20 protein-coding genes and 1 other RNA gene are annotated in these 19,388 nt (G+C 45.7%); 14 read left to right on the forward strand and 7 right to left on the reverse strand.

From position 1 onward, the window contains the following. Positions 1-80: 80 nt before the first annotated feature. Entirely contained in the window at positions 81-497 is a 417-nt protein-coding gene (locus FTU69_RS08010) for a hypothetical protein (RefSeq protein ID WP_005178512.1), read from the reverse strand. Positions 498-722: 225 nt separating this feature from the next. On the opposite strand from FTU69_RS08010, the gene FTU69_RS08015 reads away from it, so the two are divergent. The 6 genes from FTU69_RS08015 (at position 723) to rodA (ending at position 6,931) form a co-directional block, all read left to right on the forward strand. After that, positions 723-2,360: a CTP synthase gene (locus FTU69_RS08015; protein ID WP_005178510.1), complete on the forward strand. Its 1,638-nt coding sequence runs from the start codon at positions 723-725 to the stop codon at positions 2,358-2,360. A gap of 30 nt (positions 2,361-2,390) precedes the next feature. Continuing rightward, positions 2,391-3,248 (forward strand): 3-deoxy-8-phosphooctulonate synthase, encoded by an 858-nt coding sequence (gene kdsA, locus FTU69_RS08020; RefSeq protein ID WP_005178509.1) that lies wholly within the window; start codon positions 2,391-2,393, stop codon positions 3,246-3,248. Between the two features lie 44 nt (positions 3,249-3,292). Further along, positions 3,293-4,582 carry a phosphopyruvate hydratase gene (gene eno / locus FTU69_RS08025; protein WP_016659026.1) on the forward strand — a complete coding sequence of 430 codons (1,290 nt, stop codon included), beginning with the start codon at positions 3,293-3,295 and terminating at the stop codon, positions 4,580-4,582. A gap of 7 nt (positions 4,583-4,589) precedes the next feature. After that, positions 4,590-4,991, forward strand: a complete 402-nt coding sequence (locus FTU69_RS08030; protein ID WP_075167982.1) for a septum formation initiator family protein — start codon at positions 4,590-4,592, stop codon at positions 4,989-4,991. After that, the gene (ispD, locus tag FTU69_RS08035) at positions 4,951-5,688 is read left to right on the forward strand and encodes a 2-C-methyl-D-erythritol 4-phosphate cytidylyltransferase (RefSeq protein WP_104471098.1); all 738 of its coding nucleotides are present in this window, start codon (positions 4,951-4,953) and stop codon (positions 5,686-5,688) included. Before FTU69_RS08030 ends, ispD begins: the two co-directional genes overlap by 41 nt. 106 nt (positions 5,689-5,794) lie before the next feature. After that, the gene (gene rodA, locus FTU69_RS08040; protein ID WP_005178500.1) at positions 5,795-6,931 is read left to right on the forward strand and encodes a rod shape-determining protein RodA; all 1,137 of its coding nucleotides are present in this window, start codon (positions 5,795-5,797) and stop codon (positions 6,929-6,931) included. Between the two features lie 47 nt (positions 6,932-6,978). Here rodA and FTU69_RS08045 read toward each other — a convergent pair whose 3' ends face one another. Beyond that, complete coding sequence (locus FTU69_RS08045) at positions 6,979-7,833, reverse strand: YbgF trimerization domain-containing protein (protein ID WP_127800156.1); 855 nt, start codon at positions 7,831-7,833, stop codon at positions 6,979-6,981. Positions 7,834-8,124: 291 nt separating this feature from the next. Here FTU69_RS08045 and ffs point away from each other — a divergent pair. Further along, an RNA gene (ffs, locus tag FTU69_RS08050) (signal recognition particle sRNA small type) lies at positions 8,125-8,221 on the forward strand. A 138-nt stretch (positions 8,222-8,359) separates the two neighbouring features. Here ffs and FTU69_RS08055 read toward each other — a convergent pair. The 4 genes from FTU69_RS08055 to FTU69_RS08070 all read right to left on the reverse strand — a co-directional run bounded on the left by FTU69_RS08055 (position 8,360) and on the right by FTU69_RS08070 (position 11,369). Further along, positions 8,360-8,971 carry a regulatory protein RecX gene (locus FTU69_RS08055; RefSeq protein WP_180103707.1) on the reverse strand — a complete coding sequence of 204 codons (612 nt, stop codon included), beginning with the start codon at positions 8,969-8,971 and terminating at the stop codon, positions 8,360-8,362. A gap of 89 nt (positions 8,972-9,060) precedes the next feature. Beyond that, positions 9,061-10,104, reverse strand: a complete 1,044-nt coding sequence (gene recA, locus FTU69_RS08060; RefSeq protein WP_005178495.1) for a recombinase RecA — start codon at positions 10,102-10,104, stop codon at positions 9,061-9,063. A gap of 145 nt (positions 10,105-10,249) precedes the next feature. Next, on the reverse strand, positions 10,250-10,690 hold the full coding sequence (locus tag FTU69_RS08065; RefSeq protein ID WP_005178493.1) for an RNA-binding S4 domain-containing protein: 441 nt from the start codon (positions 10,688-10,690) through the stop codon (positions 10,250-10,252). Further along, positions 10,683-11,369, reverse strand: coding sequence for an HAD-IA family hydrolase (locus FTU69_RS08070; protein ID WP_160241249.1), 687 nt, complete (start codon positions 11,367-11,369; stop codon positions 10,683-10,685). The genes FTU69_RS08065 and FTU69_RS08070 overlap by 8 nt, the downstream gene beginning before the upstream one ends. 12 nt (positions 11,370-11,381) lie before the next feature. On the opposite strand from FTU69_RS08070, the gene FTU69_RS08075 reads away from it, so the two are divergent. The 3 genes from FTU69_RS08075 (at position 11,382) to FTU69_RS08085 (ending at position 16,071) form a co-directional block, all read left to right on the forward strand. After that, positions 11,382-12,239, forward strand: coding sequence for a 3'(2'),5'-bisphosphate nucleotidase CysQ (locus FTU69_RS08075; RefSeq protein WP_005178490.1), 858 nt, complete (start codon positions 11,382-11,384; stop codon positions 12,237-12,239). A gap of 55 nt (positions 12,240-12,294) precedes the next feature. Beyond that, positions 12,295-13,029: a histidine phosphatase family protein gene (locus FTU69_RS08080; protein ID WP_005178488.1), complete on the forward strand. Its 735-nt coding sequence runs from the start codon at positions 12,295-12,297 to the stop codon at positions 13,027-13,029. A gap of 363 nt (positions 13,030-13,392) precedes the next feature. Further along, on the forward strand, positions 13,393-16,071 hold the full coding sequence (locus FTU69_RS08085) for a M66 family metalloprotease (protein WP_373685090.1): 2,679 nt from the start codon (positions 13,393-13,395) through the stop codon (positions 16,069-16,071). 282 nt (positions 16,072-16,353) lie between these two features. Here FTU69_RS08085 and rpsT read toward each other — a convergent pair whose 3' ends face one another. Then, on the reverse strand, positions 16,354-16,623 hold the full coding sequence (rpsT, locus tag FTU69_RS08090) for a 30S ribosomal protein S20 (protein ID WP_005178484.1): 270 nt from the start codon (positions 16,621-16,623) through the stop codon (positions 16,354-16,356). Positions 16,624-16,835: 212 nt separating this feature from the next. On the opposite strand from rpsT, the gene FTU69_RS08095 reads away from it, so the two are divergent. The 4 genes from FTU69_RS08095 to FTU69_RS08110 all read left to right on the forward strand — a co-directional run bounded on the left by FTU69_RS08095 (position 16,836) and on the right by FTU69_RS08110 (position 19,336). After that, positions 16,836-17,501, forward strand: coding sequence for an NAD(P)H-binding protein (locus FTU69_RS08095; protein ID WP_180103709.1), 666 nt, complete (start codon positions 16,836-16,838; stop codon positions 17,499-17,501). An 11-nt stretch (positions 17,502-17,512) separates the two neighbouring features. Continuing rightward, positions 17,513-18,025: a ribonuclease E activity regulator RraA gene (gene rraA, locus FTU69_RS08100; protein WP_180103710.1), complete on the forward strand. Its 513-nt coding sequence runs from the start codon at positions 17,513-17,515 to the stop codon at positions 18,023-18,025. Positions 18,026-18,079: 54 nt separating this feature from the next. Beyond that, positions 18,080-18,856: a glutathione S-transferase N-terminal domain-containing protein gene (locus tag FTU69_RS08105; protein ID WP_034597779.1), complete on the forward strand. Its 777-nt coding sequence runs from the start codon at positions 18,080-18,082 to the stop codon at positions 18,854-18,856. Between the two features lie 123 nt (positions 18,857-18,979). After that, positions 18,980-19,336 carry a hypothetical protein gene (locus tag FTU69_RS08110; protein WP_005178476.1) on the forward strand — a complete coding sequence of 119 codons (357 nt, stop codon included), beginning with the start codon at positions 18,980-18,982 and terminating at the stop codon, positions 19,334-19,336. Positions 19,337-19,388: the final 52 nt, after the last annotated feature.

A 19,388-nucleotide genomic window follows, 5' to 3' on the forward strand; every position in this document is an offset into this window, starting at 1 on the left:
GAATAGCTTCATAAAAAGGCCAATAAAAAACCCAGTACATGGACTGGGTTTTTTTATGCAACAGTGCTTGAAGGCTGAAATCAGTTTTCAAGCGCTGGGGTTGCTGCGGCAATGGCTGCGGCAACAGCGTCATCTTGTGACTGGCTGTCCGGGTCCGGGTTGGCTGGACGGGCTTCTACCGGCTTGTCTTCAGCAGGAGCGGCCTGAGCTGGCTGAGGGGCTGGCGCAGGTTCACGTGGCGTCACTTCACGACGAATTTCAGTTGTGGTGTTTTCAGTTTCAGTACGTTCAACTTCGTATTCCACTGGCGCTTCAGTTTCAGACACTTCTGGCGTTTCTGCTTCAAGTGGCTCGAACTGGGCTGGCTCAGTGATCTGCTCAGTTTGCTGAACCTCAACTTCAACCTGTTCTTCTTCCTGAGGTGCTTCTTTTTTAACACAGGCACTCAGGAATAAACTGGTTGCAATTGCACCACAAATCAAAAATTTTTTGTTCATAATCTAAAAAAGGAGGGTTCAACGAGATGCGCGTATTATAACAGCAAAAAATCAGATGAAAATCCTATGAATAAAATCTAATTTTTTATCGGAAATGCTGATAGAATAGCCAATTGTTTATTGTTCTATGAATTGATGCGGAATGACTTTGCTTTATAGGTGCAGAGTAAAGTAAAATTGCGCAACATTGCAGGCCAGTTTAGGCTCGATTGTACGAGAAACCCAATGACCCATTTTATTTTCGTGACTGGTGGTGTTGTTTCATCACTAGGTAAAGGTATTTCAGCTGCTTCAGTTGCTGCACTTTTAGAAGCCCGTGGTTTGAAAGTAACCATGGTCAAAATGGATCCATACATCAATGTCGATCCAGGGACGATGAGTCCTTTCCAACATGGTGAAGTTTTTGTCACAGAGGATGGTGCTGAAACTGACTTAGACTTGGGTTATTACGAACGTTTCTTGCGTCGTGCGAAGATGACGAAGTTAAACAACTTCACATCAGGTCGCGTGTACCAAGACGTCTTAAATAAAGAGCGTCGTGGTGATTATCTGGGCGGTACCGTTCAGGTGATTCCACACATCACAGATAATATTAAAGAGCGTGTCCTTCGCGCAGGTGAAGGTTATGACGTTGCCATTGTTGAGATTGGCGGCACGGTCGGTGACATTGAATCTCTCCCATTCATGGAATCGGTCCGTCAGCTCATGGTTGAGCTCGGTCATAAACGTACCATGCTGATGCATTTAACCCTGTTGCCATACATCAAGTCTGCAGCAGAGTTAAAAACCAAGCCAACCCAGCACTCGGTTAAAGAATTACTGTCAATCGGTATTCAGCCAGATATCTTAATCTGCCGTACTGAGCACGATGTAGACGCAGATACTACCCGCAAAATTGCACTGTTCACCAACGTTGAAGCGCGTGCAGTGGTGGTATGTAAAGATGCCAAAACCATTTATCAAATTCCACGTACCTTCTATGAGCAGGATGTTGATGATCTGATCTGTGAACGTTTTGGTTTTGATGTGCCAGAAGCAGACCTGTCTGACTGGGATAACGTGGTTGAAGCCTTACTGAATCCGGAATACACCGTACGTGTAGCGATGGTTGGTAAATACGTTGAACTGCCAGATGCCTATAAATCGGTGAACGAAGCATTATTGCATGCCGGTATTCAAAACCGTGTCAAAGTACAAATTGACTATGTCAATGCAGAAGACCTGGAAAGCCAGGACGTTGCAGCCGTACTGAAAGATGCTGACGCAATTCTGGTCCCTGGCGGCTTTGGTGAGCGCGGTACTGAAGGTAAAATGGCGGCCATCCGTTATGCACGTGAAAACGGTGTACCATTCCTGGGCATCTGTTTAGGTATGCAGCTTGCCGTGATCGAATACGCACGTAACGTTGCCGGTATTGCAGATGCGACTTCAACTGAATTTAACCGCTCAACCAAATCTCCATTAATTGGTCTGATTACCGAATGGTTAGATGAGCGTGGTGAAGTACAGCAGCGTTCAGTTGATTCTGACCTCGGCGGTACCATGCGTTTAGGTGCACAAAAATCAGAACTGGTTGAAGGCACCAAAACCTGTGAAGTGTACGGTTCAGCAGAAATTATTGAACGTCACCGCCACCGCTATGAAATGAATAACCGTTATATTCCTGTTCTTGAAGAAAAAGGCATGAAAATCTCAGGTTATTCACCAGTACAGCACTTGGTGGAAACAGTTGAAATCCCTCAACATCCTTGGTTTATTGCGGTACAATTCCACCCAGAATTTACCAGCTCGCCACGTGATGGACATCCGCTGTTTGCAAGCTTTATTGATGCTGCCAAAAAGCAGTACCAAAACAAGCACTAAGCGGTAAAAGGAATAAACCAGGAAGTTTAAATGTCACAATTAAAAGCACAAGAAGTTGTACGTTTAGGCGATATACAAATGGCAAACCACTTGCCATTTGTACTATTCGGCGGCATGAACGTACTTGAGTCCAAAGATTTGGCCTTTGAAATTGCAGAAACCTATATTGATATCTGCACACGTTTGAATATTCCTTACGTTTTTAAGGCCAGCTTTGATAAAGCCAATCGTTCAAGCCTGAACTCGTTCCGTGGCCCAGGCCTGGAAAAAGGGATTGAGTGGCTGGCAGACATCAAAAAACACTTCAATGTTCCGATTATCACCGACGTGCATGAGCCGTATCAGGCTGCGCCGGTGGCTGAAGTTGCTGACATTATTCAGCTTCCTGCCTTTTTAAGCCGTCAGACCGATTTAGTTGAAGCTATGGCCAAAACACAGGCCATCATCAACATTAAAAAAGCCCAATTCCTTGCGCCGCATGAAATGCGTCATATCCTGCATAAATGTCTGGAAGCTGGTAATGACAAACTGATTCTTTGTGAACGGGGCTCAGCCTTTGGTTACAACAATCTGGTGGTCGATATGCTGGGCTTTGACATCATGAAAGAGATGAATGTACCGGTCTTCTTCGATGTGACCCATGCGCTGCAAACGCCGGGTGGTCGTGCCGATTCAGCAGGTGGTCGCCGTGCGCAAATCACCACACTGGCGCGTGCTGGTATGGCGACTGGTCTTGCAGGTTTATTCCTGGAAGCGCATCCAGATCCGGATGTGGCCAAATGTGATGGCCCGTGTGCGCTGCGCCTGTCACAATTAGAGCCATTCTTGGCGCAATTAAAAGAATTGGATACTTTAGTTAAAGGATTCAAAAAGTTAGATACTCATTGATGCCCGCAACAGCATCTATTATTCAATCAACTGAGGAATTGTTCATGAGCCAAATCGTTGACATTCGTGCACGTGAAATTTTGGACTCTCGTGGTAACCCAACCATCGAAGCAGACGTAATCTTAGCATCTGGCGTAGTTGGCCGTGCATGTGCACCATCTGGTGCTTCAACTGGTTCTCGTGAAGCTTTAGAACTTCGTGATGGCGATAAAGCACGTTACTTAGGTAAAGGTGTGAAAACTGCCGTAAACAACGTTAACACGCTAATCCGTGATGCGCTGGTGGGTAAATCAGTATTTGAGCAAAAAGACATCGACAATACGATGATTGCTTTAGATGGTACTGAAAACAAAGAAAAATTAGGTGCAAACGCAACGCTAGCCGTATCTTTGGCTGCTGCACGCGCTGCTGCTGATGAAAAGAAAATTCCTCTTTTCCAATACATCGCAGATTTACGTGGTCAAACCATTTTGACTATGCCTGTGCCAATGATGAACATCCTGAACGGTGGTGCGCACGCAGACAACACTGTTGACATCCAAGAGTTCATGATTGAGCCAGTAGGCTTCACTTCATTCGCTGAAGCATTACGTTCAGGCGCTGAAGTATTCCATGCGTTAAAATCAGTATTAAAGAAAAAAGGTTTGAACACAGCTGTAGGTGATGAAGGTGGTTTCGCGCCGAACTTACGTTCAAACGAAGAAGCAATTACCGTAATTCTTGAAGCAATTGAACAGACTGGCTACAAGGCAGGTTCTGACATGATGCTTGCGCTTGACTGTGCATCTTCTGAATTCTACAAGAATGGTCAATACGTACTGGAAGGCGAAGGCAACAAAGCATTCACCAGCAACCAGTTTGCTGACTATTTAGCTGGCTTGGTAAACCAATATCCAATTATCTCAATTGAAGATGGTTTAGATGAATCTGACTGGGAAGGCTGGTCTTACCTGACGTCAATTCTTGGCGACAAGATCCAGTTGGTCGGTGATGACCTGTTCGTGACTAACCCTAAAATCCTGCAACGCGGTATCAACGAAAAAGTGGGTAACTCGATTCTGATTAAATACAACCAGATTGGTACCTTGACTGAAACTTTAGATGCCATCTACCTTGCAAAAGCCAATGGTTACTCGACTGTTATTTCTCACCGTTCAGGTGAAACTGAAGACTCGACCATTGCCGATCTTGCAGTAGGTACAGCAGCAGGTCAAATCAAGACTGGTTCTCTATGCCGTTCTGACCGTGTAGCGAAATATAACCAATTACTTCGTATTGAAGAATTGACGAATGCTGCATATCGCGGTAAAGCTGAGTTTAAAGGTTTAAACTAAGCGACAGATGTCAATGTTAAGTGTATTCGACTCGAAATCGAGTAAAGTACTGTTGGGCCTTGCGATCGTTCTGATCGCAGGGTTTCAATATTTATACTGGTTTGGTGAAGGTGGTTATCGTGAACATCAGGAACTGACCCAGAAAATACAACAACAAACCGAACTCAATAATGAATTAAAAGAACGTAACCGGGTTTTGGCCGCGGAAGTTTATGATTTAAAAAATGGTGTAGAAGCCATCGAAGAACATGCCCGTCTTGATCTGGGCTTAATTAAACCACATGAAACTTTTGTACAGATGAGTACCATCAGTACCCAATATAAGCCGATTTATATCAATCCGAATGCCCAGGTAGATTTACGTACCAATGAAGCACCACAGCCAGCTGCAACAACCCCTACACCATAAACTTTGGGCCGTTATTCCGGCAGCAGGCTCGGGCAGTCGCTTTTCCAAATCCGAACTCAAGCAATATCAGATGATCCAGGACCACACGGTGCTGGAGCATACGGTAGCGCGTTTAAATCAGTTGCCGCTGGCAGGTTATGTGCTGGCCATTGGTGCGCAGGATGATGTGGCCCAGCGTTTGCCGTTTGCACATCAGGATAAAGCTCATTTTTGTCTGGGTGGCGCAGAGCGGGTCAACTCGGTACTGAATGCCTTGCAGTATTTATCTGCTATTGCATCGGATGAAGACTGGGTGCTGGTGCATGATGCCGCGCGTCCCTGTGTGGCGGTTGAAAACTTATATGCGCTGGTGAATCAGGCGGTACACAGCAACCAGAGTGCCATTCTGGCCATTCCGGTCCGTGACACCCTCAAGCGCGTAGAGACGCAGCAGCAGATTCAGACCACAGTAGACCGTGCCCAGCTGTGGCAGGCGCAAACCCCGCAAATGGCGCGCTTAGGTGAGCTAAAACGCGCGATTGAACAGGCATTGGCGCAAGAGGTGAATATTACCGATGAAGCCAGTGCGCTGGAGCATGGTGGCTATCCGGTACAGGTGGTACAGGGACGCTCGGACAATATTAAAATTACCTATCCCGATGATCTGGAGCTGGCGCGTTTAATTCTGCAAGCCCAGCACGCCGGAAGTACTGCATAAAAAATCTTTGCTGAAATCATGAGTCGGGTGTGTATTTCCGATTCACTCTGCGCATAGTTCATCCTATAATTGCCGATGATTTGTTATCTGGATTGAATGGGGCGCAATGATACCTTCTCAGCAGTATCGTTTTTTACGTCACTCTTTACGTGATGGAAGAAGCATTAAAAGCGATACCTCTCGCTGGACCAAACTACACCTCGATCCTTGGCTATTATGCTTCCTGATCCTGAATGCAATTTTAGGGCTGATGGTGGTGTATAGTGCCACCGCACAGGATATGGGAATGGTGATGCGTCAGGGCATCAGCTTTGGTATCGGCTTTATTGCCATGTTTATCTGTGCGCAGATTCCGCCCAAGGTCTATCAGGCCGCCAGTCCCTATTTTTATGCCCTGGCCGTGCTCATGCTGGTACTGGTGCTGCTGATTGGTGAAACCCGCATGGGGGCCAAACGCTGGATCAGTCTGCCCGGTATTGGCAGTATGCAGCCCAGTGAATTCATGAAATTTACCATGCCACTGATGATGGCCTGGTATTTTGCCCGTAAACCGTTTCCACCCAAATTTCTGCAAATCGTCGGTGCGCTGGTACTGCTCGGGATTCCTTTTGTGCTGGTGGCACTACAGCCGGACTTGAACATTGGCCTGATTATTCCAGGCATTTTTGTATTGTTTCTGAGCGGTATGTCCTGGCGTTTAATTGGCGGGGCATTTGCGGCGATGGCCATTGTTGCACCGCTGGCCTGGATGTTTTTATTACAGGAATATCAAAAGAAACGGATTTTAACCCTGTTTGATCCGGAATCTGATGCACTCGGCGCTGGCTGGAATATTATTCAATCTAAAATTGCCATTGGTTCGGGTGGTCTGACCGGTAAGGGCTATCTGGAAGGGACTCAGTCGCATTTGGGTTATTTGCCGGAGCATCATACTGACTTTATTATGTCGACCTATGCTGAAGAATTTGGCTTCTTTGGCGTATTTTTACTGTTCGCGCTGTTTGCTGCAATTATTATCCGCTGCCTGATTATCAGCCTGAGCTGTTTTCATAATTTCGGTCGCCTATATGCCGGTGCAGTTGGCTTGACCTTCTTCTTCTTTGTGTTTTTAAACTCCGGTATGGTCAGCGGGATTTTACCGGTAACCGGCGATCCATTACCGTTAATGAGTTATGGCGGTACGGCTGTGGTCAGTCTGCTGGCCGGGATGGGCATTGTTATGTCAGTACATACCCATCGTTAAACACGATCCTGCTGTTATAAAAAAAAGCCTCATCTGAGGCTTTTGGGTTATGAGCTTTTCACAAAGCTGGCTTCCTGGGAAGACGGGTATTTGGTCAGCAGGGTGCTACGATACTGCGCGGCTAGTGCATCATTCTTGTCGACATTTTTGGCAATGCTATACAGACGATACACCGCATTAGAGGCTTTAGACGAATTTGGATATTTGCTGGCAACAATTTCAAAATTCTTTTTGGCTTCGTTGTAGTTGGTTGGTTCAATTGCCAGATTAAACTCGGCCAGCCAGAAATAGGCATTGCTAATATACACGCTATTCGGATGGTTTTTAATAAAGTTTTGCATCGGGGCAATGGCTTTTTTTGCACCGCCTTGTTTATAGGCATCCAAAGCGATGGTATAGGCCGCTTTTTCCAGTTCTTCCGTCGAACTTTGTGTGCTAACCACGGTGGTCGCTGCTGGCGCTGGGGCAGCGGTATTATTTACGGGGTTACTGGCGGGTTGGCTGCTGCTGGCTGTACTGGGAGAACTATCCTGTTGATTATCCTCCTCTACAGCAGGTGCCGCTTCCGGATCAATTTTCTGGTTCAGCAGTTCAAGACGCTGGTCTAAATCGGTATAACGGTTGGTCAGTTCATGCTTGAGCTGGGCAATCTCGTTTTCCTGTTCTTCCATTTTGCCACGCAGGGTGCGAATATCATTTTCAAGCTGCTGGTTTTTTTGCATCAATTGCCAGTTCAGGTTGGTGGTGACCGGAGCGCCACTATTGGAGGCGCCAATGGCCGCCGGGGTGCTGGCACTGCCGCTGTTCTGGCTTAAGCCGCGTGATTCAATGGGAATATTGGCCAGTGCTGGCGCAGAGCAGAGCAGGGTGAGTGCACAGAGCGTATGCTTTTTTAGCATCATTTTCATATCCATCTTTTATCTTTACTGGGAATGTGCGGTCAGGAAAGAGCTCATTCCAAATCATCATCATGTGCACATTAAAAACGGCCCGAACCCGAATTGCAATAAGCTTTTACAAAGTTGTCATGAATTAGGCATCTGTCAAAATTCTCGGAATTCTGTTGCAAAATAACCAATTAAATACAAACTGTTTTTTTAATAATCAAATAGATGGCTGATTTATATAAAAGCGCAATCAGGACTTGCAAGTTCAATAAAATTGTCTATACTCTGTTTCTGCAATGGTAGCCCTGCCGGTTACTTCGCAATTTCACCCTGTGAACCCCGCCAGGACCGGAAGGTAGCAACGGTAGCAGACGTGGGATGTGCCGAAGCTTTGCTGGTAGGGTTGCCACCATTTTTATAATTCTTAGAATATCGCTTTTTTCTTTTTAATTTCCTTTCGATTTAATCCCTATATTCTTTTCCTATATTTTTCGATGTTTCATCCTAGTTGTATGCTTATCTATATCTATCAATTCACTCTTTAATCTTCTGCTTTACGGTTAATGGCTTTCATAACCGCATCCATTTCAAAACCACGATACATTAAAAAGCGGATCTGTCTGGCTTTCAGTTTCGGGTCTTTCGTGACATCAGGACCAAACTTTTTAACTTTTAATTCGTAGGCTTGCTGCACCCAGTCGGTTTCTTTCAGTTCTTCTGAAATTAAAGCGGTATCAATTTTTTTGCTTTTCAGCTTCATTTTAATCTGATTGGGGCCTTTGCCTTTGCGCTTTTGGCTGGACAGCAGGGTTTCGGCCACACGCTGGTCACTCTGGTAATTCTCGCGTGACAGTTCATCGACCAAAACGACCACTTCTTCGCGGTTTTCTGCATACAGCGCCAGTTTCTCAATCAGTTCAGCTTTGGAATATTCTTTACGGGTCAGGACTGCAAAGGCATAAGAGCGCAAACGTGAACCGCTTAAACTGGGTTTGTGTTCCTGACTGTTATTATGATCGAATAAACGTTCTTCAGGATCAAATTCAGGCGGGGCAGTTGCAGATACAGATGGTGCTGGCTGATCTTCTGCATCGCCAAATTGCTGCTTTAAGGTTTCATAGTCCAACAGTTTAGTGAATTTCGCATCTGACATAAGCATCTCGCAGAAAAGGGCCATCAGCATAATAACAAAACGCCCCGTAGGGCGTATTGTGTAATGTCTAAAGTCTCAACAGTTGAGTCTTACAGATCTAATGAAAAGTCAGGTTCCTCTTCGTCTTTTTCTTCAACCACGTTGCCTGTGGTTAATAGCTGTTCACGAATCAGTTTTTCAATGGTCTGTGCCAGTTCAGGATGTTCTTCCAGATGGCGAATGGTATTGTTTTTACCTTGGCCAATCTTTTCACCTTGATATGAATACCAAGCACCAGCTTTTTGCACAATCTCTTGCTGCACAGCCAGGTCGACCAGTTCACCTAAATGGTTCACACCTTTGCCGTACAGAATCTGGAACAGCGCTTCACGGAACGGAGGTGCCATCTTGTTCTTCACCACTTTTACTTTGGTTTCAGAACCGACAATTTCATCACCTTCTTTGACCTGACCAACACGGCGAATATCTAAACGTACTGAGGCATAGAATTTCAGTGCGTTACCACCAGTGGTGGTTTCCGGGCTACCAAACATCACACCAATCTTCATACGGATCTGGTTAATGAAGATCACCATACAGTTAGAACGTTTGGCATTACCGGTAATTTTACGTAGCGCCTGGCTCATCAGACGAGCCTGCAGGCCCATATGTGAATCACCCATTTCGCCTTCAATTTCGGCACGAGGGGTCAGGGCCGCAACAGAGTCGACGACGATCAGGTCAATTGCGCCTGAACGTACCAGCATGTCGGCAATTTCCAGTGCCTGTTCACCGTTGTCCGGTTGTGAAACCAGCAGGTTGTCAATATCTACACCCAGTTTGCGCGCATATTGAGGATCAAGAGCATGTTCGGCATCAATAAAGGCACAGGTGCCGCCGGCTTTTTGACATTCCGCAATGGCTTGCAGGGTCATTGTGGTTTTACCTGAAGATTCAGGGCCATAAATTTCAATAATACGGCCTTTGGGTAAACCGCCAATACCGAGCGCAATATCCAGCGTTAATGAACCGGTAGATACTGCTTCTACAGCCTGTACGGTATTGTCACCAAGACGCATTACTGTGTTTTTACCAAACTGTTTTTCAATCTGGCTTAGGGCAGCATTTAGCGCCTTGCTTTTATTCTCATCCATCTTACAACCTCAATACGATGTCACCAAACAATATACTCAAGTGGATGTATGTACTTCAAACTCTTTCCACCCGAGTATAGTGACAGAATTTATGTTTCTCTTCTATGAAAATCAGTGGCCTTGCGACACATTCTGACGCTCAAAATTAATCATCATGATATGACCAGGACTGGTCATAGGACTGATCATTTTCTTGTTTAAATTTACTGATTTGTCGTCGGTCTTTTTTACTTGGACGATGATCAGGCCGTGCTAGATTATGCAACTTTCTTTGTGATGCAATCAATTCCCGACGAGCAATACTGACCTCAGTTTCTTCATAAAGTTGCTGGGCCACCGGTGCCGGACCACGGACTGCCGATAAAGACAGTACTTTGACCGTTTTGCGGTCAAAGCCCTGTTGTACGGTCAGCTCCATACCAACCCGGATTTCCTTGGAAACTTTGACGCGCTCACCATTATGATGCACCTTGCCGCCTTCAATGGCCGCTTTGGCAATTGAACGGGTTTTAAAAAAGCGGGCCGCCCAGAGCCACTTGTCAATACGCATGCTTTCTACAGCTTCGTGTTGAGCAGATTTAGGCATATATTTTGTTTTCCTCAGCGTGTTGCAATAGGGGAATCAGATCGGTTAGCGCATGCAGCATCGGATAATGACTATCTGCACGGGCTGCTTTGCCTGATGAAGGCTGCTGAATGGTCAGCAGCTGTTGAATACCGAATTTTGCTGCACCATTGAGTACTTTTTCGGTATCATCAATAAAGTAACAGCGGGCAGGATCAAAAGGATGCTGCTGTGCCAGGTGTTGCCAGAATTCGACAAATTCTTTGGCATGTCCAACGCTTTCACTGCTGATCATGACATCAAAATAGTTGGTCAGACCGGTTTGCTCAAGTTTAAAGGCCAGTCCGGCGCAGTCGGCATTGGTGGCCAGCCAGATTGGATAGCCATTGGCTTTTAGGTAATCGAGCAGCTCGATACAGCCCGGTCTTAAGGCCACCTTATGTTTGTGCTCAATCTGCATGGCCAGTACATCGACCCCGACTTTACTGGTCCAGAAGCGCGATGAATACCAGTTGAGGGTATGGTTGTGTTCCTGATAAAACTGGAACAGGGTATCCCGGCTTTCGGCCAGACTGCATTGATGCAGCTCGGCATAGCGCACCGGTAACAGCTCATTCCAGATGAAATCATCATAGGCAAGGTCAAGCAGCGTACCATCCATGTCAAAGATGATGGTGGGTTGATCAGAATAATTCGACATATAAGGCTATCTATGTTTAAAAAAACCACAGCACCACAAGATCCACTGATTTTGCAGCTGATGCCCATTGTGACACAGGCATGTGAAATCTTGCGAGAAGAATATCAGCGTTATTGTTCCGGTGCCGATTTTGATATTGAACACAAAAGCGATGAATCGCCCGTAACCCAGGCCGATTTTCGGGTGAATGCCTTCATTACAGAACAGCTGGCCCAGCAGTTTCCAGATGTGCCGCTACTGTCAGAAGAAGGCGCAGTTTATGATCGGGCGCGGTGGGACACGTTCTGGCTGCTTGATCCACTCGATGGCACCAAAGAGTTTTTACATCAACGTCCGGAATTTACCATTAACCTGAGTCTGGTCGAAGGCATTCATACCACCTTTGCCATTCTGGCGATTCCGGGCGAGCAAACGGTGTATATCTGCCCCAAACAGGGCCTGCCGCTACGGTTTAATATCCAGCAACAGCAATGGTACGCCTATCTATATGTAGACAGTGGTCCGCAGATTCAAGTCGGTTTAAGTCAAAGTAGCCAAAATAAACCGGTCTATGAGCAGTATCTACAGGCGCTCGCTACGATTGAACAGGACTATACGGTTTTTCGTGCTGGCAGTGCTTATAAGTTCTGCATGATGCTGGAAGATAAAGTGGATTTATATCCGCGTTTTCACCCAACCAGTGAATGGGACACCAGTGCTGGCCAATGCCTGATTGAACGGATTGGCGGTGGCCTGATTGATTTTCAGGGACGGCCATTTTTATATAACCATCGTGATACGCTGTTAAATGGCAATTTTATTGCCTATAAAAATGCCGAAATGAAAGAGATTGCCTTGCGTGCTCTAGCACTTATGGCGAATGAACATTGAGCTAATTTGCCAACATGCTATAGTGGGCTTAACACCTTTGTATTTGGCTTGATCCATGGCGTTAGAGCTGCTTCCACCGAGTATGTTAAAGGCAATTGATTTGTTGCCCGATGTGCATACTCCCGTGACCTTGTTTACCCGGCATTCCATTCGTGAAAATGTGGCTGGACAGGGACTGGCGGGCTATGATTTGCAGTTAACCGGTCCGGGACGTGAACTGGCGCAAAAATGGGGGGCTTATCTCATTGACCATAGCGGACGCGCCATTCAGCATTGTATCTCTAGTCCAATCCAGCGCTGTGTCGATACTGCCGCTTTAATGATTGAAGGCGCAGATTCGGTACATATTGCGCCAAATACCCATCATATTGAAATTGTCGAGCAGGGCTTGCTGGTCGAGCCAGGCAGTTTTGTGCTGGACATCAAGCAGGCTGGTCCGTATTTTCGCCAGCAGGGTGCGTTGGGCTTTATTAACAGCTTTGTCAATAATGCCTTGCCGGGCATGAAACATCCGATTCATGGCGTGGTGGATGTGCTGGAACTGATTTATAACACTCATCCTAACAGTCCGGGCGGCCTAAGTCTGGCGGTCAGTCATGACACCATTCTGGCTGCGATTATTGCGGTAATTTCAGGGCGTAATGAGGTGTCACAGGAAGACTGGCCACAAATGATGGAAGGGCTGTTTGTCTGGTTTGAAGGTGAAAATTTTCTGGAATCACAGTTGAAATGGATCTGGCGCGGCAAAGTACATACCTTGGATATCTCGCAGTTTCATCAAAAAGTTTAATATAAATTTGCGCTGGGGATGGTTTGTGAAGGTGAGCTATGGCTGGCTTTAATATATCTTGCTCACACTCAAAAAAAATCCACCTAAAATGACTATGTGTTACGCCTATTTCTATTGGGGTGCAAGAGTCTTGTTTGTCTAAAAACCGCCTAAATCAAAATTTTCTTTTCTGCTGCATTTTTGTCCATCATTTAAAAAAAATAAAAATAAGCTGTTTCTTTCTCTGTCCAATAAAGTACAACACATTGCTTTAGATTTTAAATTACTCTAATATAATTTCTTAAATCATTGAAAAATATGTGTTTATTTTTTTATTTTTAGTCATAAATTGACATTGGGGTAAAATAAATAGTGAAAAGTGTGATCAAGTTTCCGCTTAGTTTGTTAAGTGTAAGTATATTGTCGTTTATGCTGACGGCATGTGGCGGTGGTGGTAGTGATGGAGAAAGTCAACAGCCGAACAATGGGACAGCACCAGATGCTCCGCTGCATGGAAGTCATTATCCTGAGCCAACGCAAGATGTGGTAAGTCCATCTGTTTTGGGTTTTTATGATTTTAATACCCAGTCTGAATCACGTGAAGTGCGTAATGATTTAACAGGTTCTTTGCAGGCGATGGTGCAGTTTGCCCAAGGCCATGTGGTTGACCCGAATGGTAACGAAGAGAAAAAAATGCCACGTTTAACCGCAGAACGGGAGGCATTGTTATTAATCACACCGATGCAGGAGATGGATCAGATTAATGCACTGCAGGTTGAGGTGTATCAGAATGAACGGCTGTTACGCCGTATCAACCTGGCTGATCCGACTCAAATTCCGGCCTCGGACCAGAGCAATCGTGATGGCCGTGCAGAAGTGCGCTACAGTAAACGGGCCTGGTCAGCGCGCTTAAACTGGGATGAAGTACGTCCGGGCTTAAAATTACGGATCATTGACAGCAAAAACCGCAGTGGTGATTTACTGGCAGAGCAGATTGATTTTGCTGCACCTGGTGAACTGGTACTAAATAATATCCGGATTGGACTGCTCACTGCGCCGCCACATTCAACAGGACATGCCATGCTGCTTGAACCGGAAAATTCAGGCACAGACTATTTCCAGACCATTCCGGCAGCGCACATGACGGTGGCTAAATATGATGATATTCAGCTGGATCGGGTGATGGTGGCGAACGGCACCATCTACGACAGTCAAAGTGCAGGCGAAGGCGGTGTTTATTCGGGGGATATGCGTGAAAACACGGCGAAATCGACCTTTAGTGTGGGAATTAACTTGGCCAACTGGGGGGTGACCAGTGCTTCGATGCTCAGTCAGCAACAGCCTCAACTGACTCAAACTGTGGTAACTCACCATGCGCGGGGTAAATATAGCAATGGTGAACAGACCCATGGCTTGAGTGGCGGTAACGGCATGTTGACCCTGTATAACTCGGTGGGTAACGAATTTAGCCATGAAATTGGCCATCATTATGGTTTAGGCCATTATCCGGGCTCTTTTAAAGTAGATGATACCACCACCAATTATTTCTGGTCGGCACATCATGCCGATAGTGGCTGGGGCTATATAGGCTATCGCAACAAAATGCGCGGTAATTTGGCTTGGCAATCCTCCAATCTGGGCGATGGCAAAAACGGGGTGCCAAATTTCCTGAAACTGTATCCGTATGGTTGGGATGCCATGTCAGGCGGTGCCACCAATAGCAGTATTTCACGTTATACCCATTACACCGGTTATAGTACCTTTTTGCGTATCCAGCCGCATTTTACCAATCGTCATGTGTGGGATGAAAGCTCGCCATCCGGCTATAAACGCTGGAATCCGGACAGCCGCCAGATGGAAGTGGTCTATCCGAAAGTGCCGAATTCAAGCGAGGTCTGGTATAACAGCGCCGATGGCTATTATTTAAAACCGCGTTTATTTGGGGTGCCGGTGATTACCATTATTGGCGGCTATGATCCGGAAACCCAGCAAGGGGTGTTGTATCCGGCAGCACGCAGCAACTGGGGCAATATCTATGATTTGCCGGCTGCACAGCGTGGCGCAGAGCAGGCGGCTTGCTGGTTAGATGTTCAATATACCAATCGCAGCCAGAACGTGGCTTTGGCACCTCATCGTATGCGTGGTAATGCCAATAAGCTGCATGTGAACCTGGCCATTACAGATCAGCCGCAACAGGTTAATTTGTACTGCAAAAAAGCCAATGAAGCCGAGAAATTATTATCGACACTTACGATTCCTCAATACGGCACTGCCATTTCAGCTGCTGTAAAAATTGGACGTGAGGATGGTTATACGGCGCTTAGAAAAGTGGAATTGCCGGAATTCCAGCAGCAATTGGAAGTACAGGCCAATCAGGCGGTGATCGCTTTAAAGCCAGCTGCACAATTACTATATGATTCTTATGCAGAAAATCGTCATGAATTGAGTGCACTAGCTCAGCAGCAGTTGCAGCGTTATGAACAGCAGCAACAGAACATCTACCGTTTGAATCGCTGGATGAATGTCTACCGTGCCGATCTGGAGCATGCAAAACCTGAAGCGCAAACAGCGCTGGAAGGCTTCGTGACGCAGTTGGGACTGGCCAATGAAGATCTTCTGGCTGAAGCAACGCTACTTAAAAACAGAAATAACTGTTTGAAAGTGGAAACTCTGGCGACAGGTCAGAAAAATGTCTATATCAGTGGTGCAAGCGCCTGTACCGGAGATGACACCGAGCAATGGATTTATGATGGTTTGGGCCGGATTCATAGTAAAGCCGAGATAGATTTGTGTTTAAGCAATAACAGCAATGTGGTAACACTGGCCAGCTGTAGCACCACACAGGACAGTCAGGTGTGGACAATGCATACAGAAACCGGAACCATCCGCCAGAGTGCTCAATGTTTTGATCTGGAACATGGCTATTTAAAAGACAATCGTGCCCGTTTAATCCGCTATGGCTGTACCGGTGGGGCAAACCAGCAATGGACCCAGTTAAGCGCTAATAATAGTCTGCAACTGGCTTATTTAACCCCAGAAAACTTAAGACTGATGCTGAAATAACAATTCATATTCAACATTTTAGTCTGAATTACATAAACACCTTCTAAGTAGTTTAGGAGGTGTTTTTTATGGGGGATGTTGTGGCAATCAAAAATATAGGGGGGACAGATTTATTTTCTAGTGATGGTAGGTCGTGTGATGGTTAGATGTTTTTTTAGAAGGTTTAGTGTGGAATTGAGATGGAATTGATTGGGACGTAAACGTATTGAGGATAAGATCGGACCAAAATAAAATCTACAGATACAAAAAAAGCCCTGAATCAGGGCTCTTTCTGCTTTGCGATTAGTTAGAAGCTAATGCTTTAACTTGCGCGTTCAAGCGGCTCTTATGACGAGCAGCTTTATTTTTATGGATGATGCCTTTATCAGCCATGCGGTCGATTACAGGTACAGCTTTTTTGTAAGCTTCTGAAGCAACAGCATAGTCACCAGCAGCGATAGCAGCTACTGTACGTTTAAGATAGGTACGAACCATAGAACGCAAGCTTGCGTTATGTTTACGTGCTTTAACGTTTTGACGAGCACGTTTTTTAGCTTGAGCAGAGTTTGCCACTCGTGCACTCCTTGAAATAGATTGGTCTGGGCGGGCCGCAATTCAACTGAAAACCACATCAGCAGAATTTCACCAGCCCGTAAACAAGTGCCATATTTTGATTAAACAATGCGTCGAAGTCAAGTCTTGACAAGCTTTGACAACATTTAAGATGCAGAAAAAAATGAAAGAAAACGTTAGATTAGTGTGAGTGCCTGAATATTGGATAAAAAATGACTCAAATCATAAAAAAAGCCATTGTCATTGGATCGACCGGTTTGGTCGGCCGGGCACTGGTTTCTGCCTTAAATGATCATCCTGCCTGTCAGCAGGTTACGGCGGTGGTGCGTCGTCCGGATGCAGCCTTTGAACAGATGGCCAAAGTACAGCCATTGGTGCTGGAAGATTTACTGATGTTGAATGATCAGGATGTCAGCGAGCATAGTCATGGCTTTAGCTGTTTGGGTACCACCCTGAAAAAAGCCGGCTCAAAAGATAACTTTTATGCGACCGACTTTACTATCAATGCCCATTTTGCAGAGCTGTTGCAGCAAACCTCTGCCCATTATCTGCTGGTCAGTGCCTTGGGGGCCAATGCCAGATCGCCATTTTTTTATAATCGGGTCAAAGGTGAACTGGAACAGTACATCCAGAACTTATCTTTAAGCAAAGTTTCACTGCTGCGCCCATCGTTATTGCTAGGCGAGCGTCAGGATGCACGTTTTCTGGAAGATCTGTCACAGCAGCTGTTTCAGCGCTGTTCATCTTTTTTGCCTAAAAATTTTAAACATCGGCCAGTGACAGCCGGGCAGGTGGCTCATACTATGGTCGAGGCTGCCTTAACTCAAACTGAAAAGTTTGAAATTTATGATAATTTACACATACAACATACAAAATGAGGGAAACACACGTGTCTACAGTCGCTTTCGTTACTTGTGATTTGCTGGATGATAACCCGGATAAAAAGCTGCAAGTGGTCACCCCATCAATGGATGGCAAATTTTTCAAAAGCTATGGCGCGCGTAAGAGTTTTGGCGGTCAGGTGGTAACGGTAAAATGCTTTGAAGATAACTCACGCGTAAAAGAATTGCTGGCGACTGAAGGCCGGGGCAAAGTGCTGGTGGTGGATGGTGGTGCGTCAATGCGCTGTGCACTTATGGGCGACCTGATTGCCGAATCTGCAGTAAAAAACAACTGGAATGGTGTGATTATTTACGGTTGTGTACGTGATGTCGATGCCATTGCTGAACTGGATTTAGGCGTACATGCGCTGGCAGCAATTCCACAAAAAAGTAACCGTAAAGGCGTGGGTGAGGTCGATATTCCGCTCAGCTTTGGTGGTGTGAATATTCAGTCGGGTGATTATATTTATGCCGATAATAATGGTATTGTGGTGGCCAAAGAAGCATTGGTGGAGCTGTAATCAACCCGATTCGGCATTCATCTTCTAGAACATAACAAGAACAGGAAGGTCATGATGTTGCATCATCAAATTAAAGTGGTACAGGCATTGGCTTCTGCTTTGACCGAAGGCGGGCGCGGAAGCAATGGCACAGCATTTCCCAAGCAACCTGAGCAGCCGCTCAAGTTGTATGAGTTTGAAGGTTCACCATTTTGTCGACGTGTACGCGAAGTCATGACCTTGCTGAATCTGGATTATGAAGTCTATCCTTGTCCTAAAGGTGGTAAAAAATACCGTCCGCAGGTCAAGGAATTGGGCGGTAAACTGCAATTTCCATTTCTGGTAGATGAAAATACCGGAGATCATCTCTACGAATCGCAGCAGATTATTCATCATCTGTTTAAACACTATGGCAAAAGCGGGAAAACCCCGCGGCGCTATGCACATTATCCAAAAATTCCCTTTGTGGCCTTTGCTGGTACGCTGCTTAATGGTGCACGCGGGGTCTGGGTCAAGAAAAAGATTAAAAACCGTGCGGCGCCAGAGCAACTGCTGGAGCTGTGGGGCTTTGAAGCCAGTCCGTATACGCGCATTGTGCGCAGTACCTTAACCGAGCTGGAATTGCCTTTTATTTTTCATAATGTGGCCAAAGAGCGCTGGCAAGATCAGGGGCTGGCCAAATTACGTTTAAAGCCAGGTAAATATGTACCTTTAAAGGGCGGTAAACGTGAGAAAGTCTTGGCACTGATGGGAGAGAATATTCAGGTGCCTTATCTGGTCGATCCGAATACCGGCGCTCATATGTTTGAATCGGATGATATTGTGCATTATTTGCAGCGCCAGTATGGTTAAAACTCTCAAGTTAAAAGCATCTTCGGATGCTTTTTTGTTTTTATAAAGGTATCCGCGTTCAAACGCTGGATCTCCACGCTAAAGCCGATACACTAGACACAGCGAATTTCAGGATATCAGTATATGTTCAATAAAGTGGCGCAACTGTTTAAAAGCAAGCCCTCTCCAGAAGCAGAATTTCTGGCTGAACATCAGATTCAGTTTGATCCGCAACACGGCTATATCGTCGATGGTATTGTGCTGAATGATGCTTTATCGGAGCGGCTGGAGTATTTGTCTAATCGGCGTATGAACCGTTTTGATGACCTGAAAGAACTGTATTTTACCGCCATGCTGATCAATGAAAAAATTGATCTGGAAATTGCCACGCAAAGCTTTGTGACGCGTTTGGGCAACACAGAAGAAAACCTGTTGCAGTTTAAAAGTATCGTGAAACGCCTGAATGATTATTATCGTCAGTTCTTGCGTGAGAAAAAGTAAGCTTCAATCCATCTTTTCAGCTAGATGCAGTCTCATTTTTCAGATAAAGATT

The organism is Acinetobacter sp. YH12134 (assembly GCF_013418555.1).
GTDB lineage: Bacteria > Pseudomonadota > Gammaproteobacteria > Pseudomonadales > Moraxellaceae > Acinetobacter > Acinetobacter indicus.